The sequence below is a fragment of the Sporosarcina luteola genome (genome assembly GCF_023715535.1).
GTDB classification, from domain to species: domain Bacteria; phylum Bacillota; class Bacilli; order Bacillales_A; family Planococcaceae; genus Sporosarcina; species Sporosarcina luteola_B.
The window spans coordinates 130,800-143,775 of the sequence record NZ_JAMBOI010000004.1; the positions used below are offsets into that span (position 1 = coordinate 130,800).

Sequence of the window (12,976 nt, forward strand, 5' to 3'; positions counted from 1 at the left end):
TTTTGTTAAGTGATCGATAATATATGGCCAACTGCACTTTTGTCACTTTTTTTCTGTGCGTGTTACAATGAGATGTCAATGATTCATGGGAGAGTGGAATAATGAGCAAGCGTGATTATTATGAAGTACTCGGTGTGCCAAAAACGGCAAGCAAAGAGGAAATCAGAAAAGCCTACCGGAAATTATCAAAACAATATCATCCCGATTTAAACAAGGAAGCGGGAGCGGAAGAAAAATTTAAAGAAGTGACGGAAGCGTTCGAAACGTTGAGCGATGAGAAGAAGCGTGCGAATTACGACCAATTCGGCCATGCCGATCCGAACCAAGGATTTGGCGGATTTGGCGGAGGGTCTGCTGACGGTTTCGGTTTCGAGGATATTTTCAGCACATTCTTTGGCGGCGGTGCGAGGAGACGCGACCCGAATGCCCCGAGGAAAGGCGATGATCTTCAGTACTCCATGACAATCGATTTCATGGAAGCTGTTTTTGGAAAAGAGACAGAAATCGAATTGCCAAGGGAAGAGACATGTGATACGTGCAGCGGAAGCGGTGCCAAAAAAGGCACGCCAGTAAATACATGTTCGCATTGCGGCGGCTCGGGACAAATTTCAATCACTCAAAATACACCGCTTGGACAAATGGTGAATCGCCGGACATGTCCGCATTGTCAAGGAACCGGAAAGATCATCCCTGAGAAATGCGAAACTTGCCATGGCGCGGGCCGTGTGACAAAAAGGAAGAAAATAAAAGTCACAATTCCTGCAGGAGTGGATGATGGTCAACAATTACGTGTATCAGGCCAGGGGGAAGCAGGCATCAATGGCGGTCCTTCAGGAGACTTGTACATCGTCTTCAGAGTAAGAGATCATGACCGCTTTGTCCGTGAAGGCGACGATATTTATTTGGAAGTGCCTATCACTTTCCCGCAGTTAGCGCTAGGTGACGAAATTGAAGTGCCCACTGTTACAGGGAATGTGAAATTGAAAATTCCTGCGGGGACACAATCGGGAACGAATTTCCGATTGCGCGGAAAAGGCGTCAAAAATGTCCACGGACATGGAGTGGGTGATCAACACGTCATCATCAAGGCAATTACTCCTAAAAAAATGACAGAAAAACAGAAAGAGCTTCTCCGTGAATTCGCCTCAATCGAAGGGAATTCGCCGGATGAGTATTCAAGCTCACTTTTTGATAAAATCAAAAGAACAATAAAAGGCGACTGAAAGGGATGAACGTAGTTGAAGTGGTCTGAAATCTCCATCCATACGTCACATGAGGCGACCGAGGCCGTAGCCAATATTTTGCATGAAGCGGGGGCAAGCGGAGTCATCATCGAAGATTCCGAAGAGCCCGACCGGATTCATGAAGATCGTTTCGGTGAAATCTATGAGCTTAAGAAAGAAGACTTCCCTGCGGAGGGAGTCATCGTAAAAGCCTATTTGCCAGTTAACAGCTTTTTGATTGAAACAGTAAAGGAAATCAGTGAATCCGTCAATGGCCTTACGGAGTACGGCTTGGATGTGGGACTCAATCAAGTGCAGACGAACGAAGTGGATGAAGAGGATTGGGCGACGGCTTGGAAGAAATATTACCATCCCGTAAAGATCTCAGGAAGATTCACGATCGTTCCTACGTGGGAATCATATGAGCCTGTGGATTCCGATGAATTGATCATCGAACTAGATCCGGGCATGGCTTTTGGAACAGGGACCCACCCTACAACAGTCATGTGTCTGCAAGCATTGGAGAAATATGTGAAGAAGGGCGACACAGTCGTTGACGTCGGGACAGGATCGGGAGTATTGTCGATCGGGGCGGCACTTATAGGAGCGTCGCATGTGCATGCGCTCGACTTGGATGAAGTCGCAGTGCGGGCGGCAAAAGAGAATATCAGTTTGAATAAGGTGGACGATGTCGTTGAAGTGACACATGGAAACTTGCTAGATTCCGTTAACGAGCCTGCATCCATCATTGTTGCGAACATCCTGGCGGAAGTCATCATGACGTTTTCCGGCGATGCTTACACCATCCTGCCTGAAGATGGGTTATTCATCGTATCGGGAATTATCGCTCAAAAACGTGATCTTGTGAAGGATGATCTCCAAAGCAAGGGCTTCGAAATCATTGAATCCGTTTTAATGGAAGAATGGGTGGCAATTATTGCTCGAAAGAGGAGCGTGTAACGATTGCAGCGTTATTTCCTTGAAACCCCATTTGATGAAGACGGAAATGCCTTCATTTCAGGTGATGACGGCAAGCATATCACAAAGGTGATGAGGATGGAGGCTAGTGACCTCGTCATCGCTGTAGATGATGGTGAAGCGTACATCTCTGAAATTGCAGCCATCGTCACTGAAGGTGTAATTGTAAAAAAGAAGGATGGCCCGCTTCCTTCGAATGAAATGCCAGTCAGAGTGACAATTGCGTGCGGCTTGCCTAAAGGTGATAAGCTCGACCTTATCGTCCAAAAAGGCACGGAGCTAGGTATGTCATCAATCGTTCCATTCGAAGCGAGACGTTCCATTGTCAAATGGGATGCGAAAAAAGGCGACAAAAAAGTAGACAGGCTTAAAAAGATTGCGAAAGAGGCGGCGGAGCAATGCCACCGGTCAGTAATCCCGGATGTATCAGCCCCGATGTCTTTCAAGCAATTGCTACAAGAGTCACGAAACTATGATATCCGCTTTTTTGCAGATGAAGAGGATGCAAAAGGCACAGACCCGAACAGGTTTGCAGACAGGCTGAAAAACGTGTATCATAAACAAACGGTACTGGTCGTTTTCGGTCCTGAAGGCGGATTATCTAGAGAGGAAGCGGAAGAGATGCGCGCTGCGGATTTTCTTTCAGTTTCCTTAGGGCCGCGTATTTTAAGGACGGAAACCGCACCGCTCTATTTTTTGTCCGCTATGTCATACGAATTTGAATGAAAGAGGTGAGCAGCTAGTGTCTTCTGTCGCTTTTCATACATTAGGCTGCAAAGTGAATCATTATGAAACGGAAGCAATCTGGCAACTTTTCAAGGACGCCGGATATGACCGCTCCGATTTTGAGAAAAATGCAGACGTCTACGTTATCAATACATGTACGGTCACGAATACCGGCGATAAGAAAAGTCGCCAAGTCATCCGGAGAGCTATCAGACGTAATCCGGATGCGGTCATCTGTGTCACGGGGTGTTATGCACAGACATCACCGGCTGAAATCATGGCTATTCCAGGAGTCGATATTGTCGTCGGTACACAGGACCGTACGAAATTGCTCGGACTGATAGATGAATTCAAGGTGGAACGTCAGCCGATCAATGCTGTACGCAACATTATGAAGAACCGGGTCTATGAAGAACTTGATGTACCTGCTTTTACGGACCGCACAAGAGCTTCATTGAAAATACAGGAAGGCTGCAATAACTTCTGTACATTCTGTATCATTCCGTGGGCACGTGGTCTAATGCGCTCACGTGACCCTGAAGAAGTCATCCGCCAAGCACAACAATTGGTCGATGCAGGCTATCTTGAAATCGTCCTGACGGGGATCCACACAGGCGGATACGGCGAGGATTTGAAAGATTATAATCTTGCCCGTCTGCTGCGCGATCTCGAAACGCAGGTAAAGGGATTGAAGAGACTCCGGATCAGTTCCATTGAGGCAAGCCAGTTAACTGATGAAGTCATAGGAGTCCTTCGGGAGTCAACGAAGATCGTAAGGCATTTGCACATTCCGATCCAATCAGGTTCCAATACAGTATTGAAACGTATGAGAAGGAAATATACGATGGAGTTCTTCGCGGAACGTCTTGATCGTCTACGGGAAGCATTGCCGCATCTTGCTATTACATCCGATGTCATCGTTGGATTCCCTGGCGAGACGGAGGACGAATTCATGGAAACGTATAACTTCATCAGAGATCACCGTTTTTCTGAATTGCATGTTTTCCCATATTCCAAACGTACGGGGACACCTGCAGCCAGAATGGAAGATCAAATTGATGAAGAAGTGAAAAACGAACGGGTCCACCGCCTAATTGAGTTGAATGATCAATTGGCGAAGCAATATGCAACAGAATTTGAAGACGAAGTGCTTGAAGTGATACCAGAAGAGAAATACAAGCACGATCCTGATAGTGGTCTGTATGAGGGATATACGGACAATTATTTAAAAATCGTTTTCCCGGCTGATGAGTCGATGGTCGGAAAAATCGTCAAAGTGAAAATTACAAAGGCGGGCTATCCTTATAATGAAGGTCAATTCGTCCGAGTAGTAGAAGCAGAAGAAGCCCTAGCGTAAAGCAATCAAAAAACGGTTTATCCGATGTTGGATGAACTGTTTTTTGATGCGGAGAAAATCTTTATTTGCTATGATGAATGAGGTACGTACAACTGGAGGAGGAATTATTTTGAATCAACAATATGCAGCATACATCGACCATACACTACTAAAAGCGGATGCGACAAAAGAGGAGATCATCCGACTTTGTGAAGAAGCGAAAACCTATTCTTTCGCATCGGTATGCGTCAATCCGACATGGGTAAAAACGGCCGCAGAGGTGTTGAACGGGTCGTCTGTAAAAGTATGCACAGTCATCGGCTTCCCTTTAGGTGCATCCACTAGCGCAGTCAAAGCGTTTGAAACGAAAGACGCGATTGAAAACGGAGCTGGTGAAATCGATATGGTCATCAATATCGGAGCGTTGCGAAGCGGCGATGATGAACTTGTGAAAAATGACATTGCTGCTGTTGTCGATTCGGCGAAAGGCAAAGCGATTGTCAAAGTGATCATTGAAACTTCATTACTGACTGATCAGGAGAAAAGAAAAGCTTGCGAACTGTCCCGGGCTGCAGATGCTGATTTCGTCAAAACATCAACCGGTTTCTCAACTGGCGGTGCTACAGAAGATGATGTGAAATTGATGCGTGGCGTTGTCGGACCTGAAATGGGCGTTAAGGCGTCAGGAGGAGTTCGCAGCTTCGAGGATATGAAAAAGATGATTGATTCGGGCGCAACAAGAATCGGTGCAAGTTCAGGCGTGCAAATCATGCAAGGATTGCAAGGCAATTCTGCATATTAATAGGGTTCTTGCCGGGGGGTGAATAAAATTTCCTATTTCGCATAGATATTTTGAAAGTTTTTTATTGACCGCTCGAGGATAATAAGATATAATTTCTTAGTACAAGGAGTAACGCCTTGTTTCGAAGTGTGCTCGGAGGGAGGGACAAGAGATATGACGAAAACTGTCGTTCGCAAAAATGAATCGCTTGAAGATGCTCTTCGCCGCTTCAAACGTACTGTATCAAAAAGTGGTACAATACAAGAGGTAAGAAAGCGTGAGTTCTATGAGAAGCCAAGTGTTAAACGTAAAAAGAAGTCTGAGGCTGCTCGTAAGCGTAAATTCTAATATCTGTCCATATTATCTAACAACAATAAGTATGTTTATGAATGAAACCGGGAAATCCTTTTGGATCTCCCGGTTTTTGTACTTTTTAAAATGAAACCTTTTAACAAGACAATACGTAAAGAAGGTATAATGGTTATAAAGAGAGAGGTGAATGAACGAATGCGTAAAATGATTGGGAAGTTTCTCCTGTTCATTTTATTCTTATCAGCGGTTTCGATTCCTTTTGCTCAGTCAGATGCGGCTGCTGAAAAAGTCTATCACGTAAAAATTGACGCAGCTGTGGAGAAAGGTCTATATGCGTATTTGAAGAGATCCTTCACTGAAGCGGAAGAGGCGGGCGCTAAAGCTATCCTCTTGGAAATCGATACGCTAGGCGGACATACGGAAGCCGCGGGACAAATCGGGCAACTCATGCAGGAAACTGATATGGATATCATCGCCTATGTCAATTACAGGGCAATTTCAGCAGGTGCGCTCATTGCGCTATATGCGAAAAAAATCTATATGTCTCCAAGCGGTGTGATGGGCGCCTCGCAAGTAATCAAAACATCAGGCAATGCAGCTGATGACAAAGCTCACAGCATGTGGGTGGCGGAAATGAAAAGTGCGGCGAAATCACATAATCGGGAAACGTTGTATGCTGAGGCAATGGCCGAACCTTCCATCCCTTTATCCAAATATCGGGCTGGAAAGGGTGAATTACTGACGCTTACCTCAGACGAAGCAGAAGAAGTCGGTTACAGCGATGGGACCGTTGCTTCTTTCCAGGAAGTTCTGAAGTTGAATGGTTTGGAAAATGCTGAAATCGTGAAGACTAATGTGACGTTTACCGAAGGCATCGCACGGTTTGTGACACATCCGATTGTCGTGCCAATTCTGTTGTCAATAGCGGGTCTGGGACTTGTGGTGGAGCTATATTCGCCAGGTTTCGGAGTTGCAGGCACAATGGCGCTCTCATCATTGCTACTGTTCTTTTTCGGACATCTCATTGCGGGGCTTGCCGGTTATGAAACGTTGATATTGTTCATTATCGGAATTGTGCTCATCATACTTGAATTTTTCTTGGCGGGTGGGATAGCCGGCCTCCTCGGGGCGGTCGCTATCGTTGTAAGTATCATTTTGGCGGGGGGCAATCCGATGTTCATGGCGTATTCCGTCATGATCGCTATTGCAGTGGCCGTCAGCGGGATGGTGATCATTATGAAGTTTTTCGGAAGAAAATTGCATTTGCTGAACAAAGTCGTCTTGATGGATTCGACAGACACGGAGAGCGGTTATGTGTCAAATATCAACCGGGTCGAATTGCTTGGAAAGAAGGCGATTACAATTACGCCTCTACGCCCTTCCGGGACAATTGATATGGAAGGTGAGCGGATTGATGTCGTTTCCCAAGGAAGCTACATCGACAGAGGGAAACATGTTATCATTGTGAAGGTTGAAGGATCCCGGATAGTCGTTCGGGAATTCGAAGAAAAGGGGGAAAATGAATAATGGAAGCACTTTTAGGTTTAGGCACTGGAAGTATGATTTTCACAGTTATACTCGTCATCGGAGCCATCATTATTTTGTCAGTATTTTTCACACTTGTTCCTGTAACACTCTGGATTTCCGCGTTGGCGGCAGGTGTACGTGTAAGTATTTTCACTTTGATCGGTATGCGTCTCCGCCGGGTAATCCCGAGCAGGGTCGTCAATCCGTTGATAAAGGCGCATAAAGCGGGATTGAGCGTTACAATCAACCAGCTTGAGAGCCACTATTTGGCTGGCGGTAACGTTGACCGCGTTGTAAATGCATTGATTGCCGCACATCGTGCGAATATCGAATTGTCATTCGAACGCGCAGCGGCGATTGACCTGGCGGGCCGTGACGTTCTTGAAGCGGTTCAAATGTCTGTAAACCCGAAAGTCATTGAAACGCCATTCATCGCGGGTGTAGCGATGAACGGTATCGAAGTGAAGGCGAAGGCACGAATCACTGTTCGTGCAAACATCGATCGCCTTGTCGGTGGTGCAGGTGAAGAAACTGTAGTTGCTCGTGTCGGGGAAGGTATCGTTTCGACGATCGGTTCATCCATCGACCACGCTAAAGTATTGGAAAATCCGGATTTGATTTCTCAAACGGTTTTGGCGAAAGGTCTTGACTCCGGTACGGCTTTCGAAATCTTGTCCATCGATATTGCGGACGTTGACATCGGTAAAAACATCGGTGCAGAGCTTCAAACTGAACAAGCGATGGCCGATAAGAACATTGCACAGGCGAAAGCGGAAGAACGCCGTGCGATGGCTGTAGCGAATGAACAGGAAATGAAAGCGAAAGTCCAAGAGATGCGTGCGAAAGTTGTCAGCGCGGAGGCGGAAGTTCCTCTTGCGATGGCCGAAGCACTCCGGACTGGCAATATTGGCATCATGGATTATATGAACTACAAAAATATCCAAGCTGACACGGGAATGCGTGATTCCATCAGTAAAATTGGTGTGGATCAGCAGAAAACGGATACAACAAAAGATTGACGTTTGAGCGGATAATTCCCGGAAAGGGGATGCACAGATGGAATCGTTAATAATATTAGCCGTCATGGGACTCATCAGTATGCTCTTCAAAGGGAAAAAATCTGGTGAGGCACCAAAGACACAAACGAAACCTCCTACCACGCAGACGGGTACTCCTGACCCTATGCGCAAGTTGAAAGAGATGACCCAGGAGATGTACAAGGACATCCAACGAGAATTTCAAACCGAGATTGACGAGCCACCGAGCAGACAGTCGCCTGACCGAAAACCTGCCCAAACCGTTTCAATACCTCCTCTTCCGAAGGTAACTGAAAGAGGAGACAGGACGAGGGATATTCAGGTTCACACGGATAAAAGGCATGACAGGGAATCGAAACGGGAGCCGCATCGCGGGCGTTTATCGGTCCATCAAGGCAGCTTGGTTTCAAAAGAGCCCGTCGAACATCACGAGATGATTCCGACAAGCGAACAAGACTTGATCAAGGGCATCATCTTCTCTGAAATTTTGGGGCCTCCCAAATCAAAACAATAATCATTGACCCCCTATCCAAATCATAGGCTTGGATAGGGGGTTTTTATCTTGAAAAAATTATTTAAAATGAACTCATCTGTTACGATTGAAGAATTTGTTTCAATCAGGATCACAGGCCCTTATTCCTTAGTGAAACTTGGACCTGATTATGCAGTGATCCGAAGTGGGGACCATGTCATCGAGGCGACGGGGGAGGATCTCATCGTCGAAACATTGTCGGAAGAGTTGGCGGTATTCTCTTTTGAGACGATAACAGCTGTGAATATCAAAGAAGTGAAAAATGGACAGGATTTCTATGATTCATAAACGGTTTAGTGTCGTCCTCACTGGCAAAACGGATCCGGCCAGGTTCCTGTCTTTCCTTGTAGGCTCCGGTGTGAAAATGTCCGGAATTATGGAATCCGGAAAAGGAATCCGGTTTCGCACCGATAAAAGAGGGATTCAAGTCATAAGAAAACATAGGCGCCGTTTCAAAATGAAAGTGACTATCAAAACTGCAGATGAAGGTACTGTAGAGAAAAGGGTATTTACGTCCTTCCGTTTCCTTATTGCGTGCATCATTCCACTTATTGCATCCTTATTTCTGTGGAAAATCGAAATTGAAACCGACGTGCCTGAAATATCTGAACGGATCGGCAATAAATTGGAGGAGACTTCAATCACCTTATTCCGGCCACTTCACTTGATTCCGGATGAAGGCGAAATACGAAGATCGCTCATGGTAGAGGATCCGTCACTCTCCTGGGTGCGATTTAAAAGGTCGGGAAGCACATTGACAATCATCCCGATGCTCTCCCCCAAATTGAATGACAGTATTGAAAAATCCGGCCCGCCTTCCGATCTAGTCGCACGCACCGGGGGTGTCATTACAAATTTTAAATTGAGCAGGGGAGAAAGGGTCGCGCGTGTACATCAAACTGTTAAAAAAGGGGATTTATTGGCGACAGGCGTATTGGAGCAAGGAAACACGAGGACAGTTGTAGGGGCGGAAGGTTCGGTGTATGCTGATTTTTGGTTGGAATATTCATTTAAAATTCCTAAAACAGTTGATTACCATCTGCTTGGAGAGGAGAATGTGATTATACATTGGAGATCCCCATTTGTGTGGATGGATGGAAAAATGCCGAAGTTGCAATCGTTCATACAGACGGAAAGGTACCGGGAAGACCGTCTTGAACAATTCGAATTGACAGAAGGCATGGAGCACGATGTCATCATTCCGTTGCTGAAATACAAAATCTTAACGGAAACCCAATCCGATCTTCTAATAAAAGATGAAAACATTTTACACTTGACGTTTGGAAATGATACAGTTGAGGGGACAATATTATTTTTAATCAATGAGAATATAGCGATAAAAAGACCTTTATCCCAAGGAGACTGAAACTATTGAGCGAACAACTGATACAACTTCATATCGAAGAGCCGAACGAGGCCGTAATGCTTCTAGGCATTTCCGACCAAAATATGAAATTGATTGAAGAGTCCATGAATATCTCCATCCTCACCCGCGGAGATACAATTTCACTAGCCGGGGAAGAACAGGATATCATTGCAGGGAAGTTTCTCCTTGAGCAATTATTGAAAGTGATCCGTAAAGGCATCAATATCAATTTACGTGATATTTCCACTGCAATTGAAATGGTGAAAAACGGAACGATTGAATACTTCGCCGAGTTATACGACGAGGAGATAGCAAGGACTGCAAAAGGGAAGGCAATTCGTGCGAAAACGATTGGTCAGCGTGAATATATCCATGCCATCCGAAAGAATGACCTTGTTTTCTGCATTGGACCAGCAGGAACTGGGAAGACATACCTCGCAGTCGTTCTTGCTGTTCAGGCAATGAAGTCTGGATCGGTGAAAAGAATCATTTTAACGCGGCCTGCAGTCGAGGCTGGTGAAAGTCTTGGCTTCCTGCCAGGCGACCTGAAAGAGAAGGTTGACCCTTATTTGCGTCCGCTCTATGACGCCCTGCACGACGTTCTAGGCGCAGAGCATACAGAACGGCTAATGGAGCGCGGAGTGATCGAGATCGCCCCTCTGGCGTATATGAGGGGCCGTACGCTCGATGATGCATTTGTCATCCTTGATGAAGCTCAGAATACAACGAAGGCTCAAATGAAAATGTTTTTGACACGTCTCGGATTCGGTTCCAAAATGGTGATTACAGGCGACAAGACTCAAATCGATCTGCCGCGGGGTGTGGAATCAGGGTTGAACGCCTCTGAAGCGATTTTAAAAAATGTCTCTGAAATCCATTTTCAATACTTGGAGCAAGGTGACGTCGTCAGACATCCTATTGTTGCGAAAATCATCGAAGCATATGAAAATGAGCAGTCATCCTAAAGTGACTGCTCTTTCATCATTTAAAATAAGGATGATCAGATAAAGAGGGAAAGGGGGGATTGTTTATGTTCACACTCATCATAAATCTTTTCAAATCACTGAAATTCAAATACTTAGCATTGTTCGTCATTGGATTGGCAGCTATCGCATTATTTTCGCTGATGCATGGCAATGTAAAGCAGGAAACGTATGAGCTCCATGAATTCAAAATATCTCCGAAAACGATTCGATCATTGAAAACAGTCGAAGACACTGTAAAGACGGAGCAGGAAAAACGGAGAATCGAATCCGAAGTGACACCGTTTTATCAGTTCAGTGAGGATGTTGCGAAGAATAGGGCGGCCATTGCTATTAACTTATTTGATTTCATCATTGAGGAGAAACAGCAAAATACCCCCGACGTCGAAGATCCGGATAAAATAGTAAAGACACGTTCGGAGCAAATCAAGGAAATCAGGGAAAAGTTTTTGAAATTGGAGGAAGAGGAGCCGGGCTTGCGTCTGACGGATAATGCAATTGGGAGCCTGTTGTCAAGAGATATACCAGTCTTGCAGAAAATCCAGAGTGCTATTGCAAGTATCATAACTGAAGAGCTGTCTAAACCTGTACGGACAGGTGATCTGTCCACAGTGCGATATGAAGTGGAAAGGAAGCTTCGATTATCAGAAGCGATTCCTCCTGCGGAACTGCAGACGCTAATTACGCTTGGCAGATCATTAGTCGTCGAAACGGAAACTATCAACAAAGGATTGACGGACAAAAGAATCGAAGAAGAAAAAAATGCGGTTGAGCCTACGAGGATTCTGCAAGGACAAGTCATCGTGCGGGAAGGACAATTCATCGACTCCGAAATTTATAGACAGTTGGAATTGACCGGCCTATTGAAGAATCAGTCCTCCACCAAGCCTATGGCGGGTCTCATCCTGTATGTGGTTTTTATATCATCTATTGTTTTTATGCATTTTATTACATGGCAGGAAGACAACAACAAGAAAAAGAAGTCATTGTTGATCATCTATTCTATCTTTTTCATTCTCGTAATCATGATGAAACTTATCAGTCTGATTGATAAAGAGTTCGATGTGCAGGTCGCTTTTTTATTTCCGACAGCACTTGCACCCCTTCTAGCGAAACTGCTGACGAATGAAAGGCTTGCTTTCATGTTGACGATCATCACAGCATCGACGGCGGGTATCATGCTGCAGGAAGGTTTCGCTGCAATTATGCAGATGGAAGTCGCTCTGTATATTCTATTCAGCGCAATCATCAGTATATATGTCTTGGGGGATAATGGAAGAAGGTCGAATATCTTACGGACAAGCCTCTTTGTGGCGGCTTCTAATATTCTGTTCATAGGTTTCTATTTGTTGATGACACAGTCTTCGTATGAGCTGTCCGAGTTGGTCTTTTACTTGATTGCCGCTTTAGCCTCGGGAATCATTTCAGGAGCCTTGACAATCGGGTTGATGCCCTTTTTCGAATCCGCTTTCGGGTTGCTTTCGGATATGAGACTTATTGAGTTATCTAATCCGAATCATCCGCTATTGAAAAAAGTGCTCACTGAAACACCAGGTACATACCACCATAGTGTTATGGTTGCGAATTTGGCTGATGCTGCTTGTGAATCGGTAGGGGCGGATGGATTGCTGGCGAGAGTAGGCAGTTATTATCATGATATCGGGAAGACGATCCGGCCGGGATTTTTCATCGAGAATCAACATGGCACTGTGAACCCGCATGATGAATTGCAGCCGGAAAAAAGCCGTGATATCATTATTGCTCATGCCAATGATGGGGCTGACCTGCTAGCCAAGCATAAAATGCCTATTGAAATCGTCAATATTGCAAGACAACATCATGGAACAAGTTTTTTAAAGTTTTTCTTTGTAAAGGCAAAGGAAATGGGACAGGATGTGGTGGAGGATGATTTCCGATATCCCGGTCCAAAACCACAGACGAAAGAAATAGCTATCATTTCAATTGCGGATAGTGTTGAAGCTGCAGTGCGTTCATTAAAGGAGCCTACTCCGGAGAGAATCGCCAAATTGGTAAGGTCAATTATTACTTCCAAATTGAATGATGGGCAATTCGATGAATGCGATTTGTCGATGAAGGAACTGAAAACGATTGAAAATGTCATCTGCGAAACGTTGAACGGCATTTTTCATAGCCGGATTGAGTATCCGGACTGAT

13 protein-coding genes are annotated in these 12,976 nt (G+C 45.2%); all 13 read left to right on the forward strand.

Annotation, left to right across the window (positions count from 1 at the left end; translation table 11 throughout):
* Window positions 1-101 precede the first annotated feature (101 nt).
* A complete protein-coding gene (gene dnaJ / locus M3191_RS09940) occupies window positions 102-1,223 on the forward strand; it encodes a molecular chaperone DnaJ (RefSeq protein WP_251700240.1) in 1,122 nt (373 codons plus the stop codon).
* A gap of 15 nt (window positions 1,224-1,238) precedes the next feature.
* Entirely contained in the window at window positions 1,239-2,183 is a 945-nt protein-coding gene (gene prmA / locus M3191_RS09945; RefSeq protein ID WP_251700241.1) for a 50S ribosomal protein L11 methyltransferase, read from the forward strand.
* A 3-nt stretch (window positions 2,184-2,186) separates the two neighbouring features.
* Window positions 2,187-2,927 carry a 16S rRNA (uracil(1498)-N(3))-methyltransferase gene (locus M3191_RS09950; protein ID WP_251700242.1) on the forward strand — a complete coding sequence of 247 codons (741 nt, stop codon included), beginning with the start codon at window positions 2,187-2,189 and terminating at the stop codon, window positions 2,925-2,927.
* A 16-nt stretch (window positions 2,928-2,943) separates the two neighbouring features.
* Window positions 2,944-4,284 (forward strand): tRNA (N(6)-L-threonylcarbamoyladenosine(37)-C(2))-methylthiotransferase MtaB, encoded by a 1,341-nt coding sequence (gene mtaB, locus M3191_RS09955; protein ID WP_251700243.1) that lies wholly within the window; start codon window positions 2,944-2,946, stop codon window positions 4,282-4,284.
* 73 nt (window positions 4,285-4,357) lie between these two features.
* Entirely contained in the window at window positions 4,358-5,065 is a 708-nt protein-coding gene (gene deoC, locus M3191_RS09960; protein WP_435368154.1) for a deoxyribose-phosphate aldolase, read from the forward strand.
* Window positions 5,066-5,218: 153 nt separating this feature from the next.
* Window positions 5,219-5,392: a 30S ribosomal protein S21 gene (rpsU, locus tag M3191_RS09965; RefSeq protein ID WP_009496905.1), complete on the forward strand. Its 174-nt coding sequence runs from the start codon at window positions 5,219-5,221 to the stop codon at window positions 5,390-5,392.
* A 159-nt stretch (window positions 5,393-5,551) separates the two neighbouring features.
* Complete coding sequence (locus tag M3191_RS09970) at window positions 5,552-6,883, forward strand: NfeD family protein (RefSeq protein ID WP_251700245.1); 1,332 nt, start codon at window positions 5,552-5,554, stop codon at window positions 6,881-6,883.
* Between the two features lie 32 nt (window positions 6,884-6,915).
* Complete coding sequence (floA, locus tag M3191_RS09975; protein ID WP_251700517.1) at window positions 6,916-7,902, forward strand: flotillin-like protein FloA; 987 nt, start codon at window positions 6,916-6,918, stop codon at window positions 7,900-7,902.
* A gap of 37 nt (window positions 7,903-7,939) precedes the next feature.
* The gene (locus tag M3191_RS09980) at window positions 7,940-8,434 is read left to right on the forward strand and encodes a hypothetical protein (RefSeq protein ID WP_251700246.1); all 495 of its coding nucleotides are present in this window, start codon (window positions 7,940-7,942) and stop codon (window positions 8,432-8,434) included.
* A 48-nt stretch (window positions 8,435-8,482) separates the two neighbouring features.
* On the forward strand, window positions 8,483-8,740 hold the full coding sequence (locus M3191_RS09985; protein WP_251700247.1) for a hypothetical protein: 258 nt from the start codon (window positions 8,483-8,485) through the stop codon (window positions 8,738-8,740).
* Window positions 8,715-9,818, forward strand: a complete 1,104-nt coding sequence (locus M3191_RS09990; RefSeq protein ID WP_251700248.1) for a sporulation protein YqfD — start codon at window positions 8,715-8,717, stop codon at window positions 9,816-9,818. Before M3191_RS09985 ends, M3191_RS09990 begins: the two co-directional genes overlap by 26 nt.
* 5 nt (window positions 9,819-9,823) lie before the next feature.
* Window positions 9,824-10,783 carry a PhoH family protein gene (locus tag M3191_RS09995; RefSeq protein ID WP_251700249.1) on the forward strand — a complete coding sequence of 320 codons (960 nt, stop codon included), beginning with the start codon at window positions 9,824-9,826 and terminating at the stop codon, window positions 10,781-10,783.
* 65 nt (window positions 10,784-10,848) lie between these two features.
* Window positions 10,849-12,975 carry an HD family phosphohydrolase gene (locus tag M3191_RS10000; RefSeq protein ID WP_251700250.1) on the forward strand — a complete coding sequence of 709 codons (2,127 nt, stop codon included), beginning with the start codon at window positions 10,849-10,851 and terminating at the stop codon, window positions 12,973-12,975.
* The last annotated feature ends 1 nt before the right edge of the window (window position 12,976 follow it).

Excerpts from the sequence above, each read along its gene's own strand:
- dnaJ (WP_251700240.1), top strand. The coding sequence starts at position 102 with ATGAGCAAGCGTGATTATTATGAAGTACTCGGTGTGCCAAAAACGGCA.
- deoC (WP_435368154.1), top strand. The coding sequence starts at position 4,358 with ATGAATGAGGTACGTACAACTGGAGGAGGAATTATTTTGAATCAACAA.
- rpsU (WP_009496905.1), top strand. The coding sequence starts at position 5,219 with ATGACGAAAACTGTCGTTCGCAAAAATGAATCGCTTGAAGATGCTCTT.
- M3191_RS09970 (WP_251700245.1), top strand. The coding sequence starts at position 5,552 with ATGCGTAAAATGATTGGGAAGTTTCTCCTGTTCATTTTATTCTTATCA.
- floA (WP_251700517.1), top strand. The coding sequence starts at position 6,916 with ATGATTTTCACAGTTATACTCGTCATCGGAGCCATCATTATTTTGTCA.
- M3191_RS09980 (WP_251700246.1), top strand. The coding sequence starts at position 7,940 with ATGGAATCGTTAATAATATTAGCCGTCATGGGACTCATCAGTATGCTC.
- M3191_RS09990 (WP_251700248.1), top strand. The coding sequence starts at position 8,715 with ATGGACAGGATTTCTATGATTCATAAACGGTTTAGTGTCGTCCTCACT.
- M3191_RS10000 (WP_251700250.1), top strand. The coding sequence starts at position 10,849 with ATGTTCACACTCATCATAAATCTTTTCAAATCACTGAAATTCAAATAC.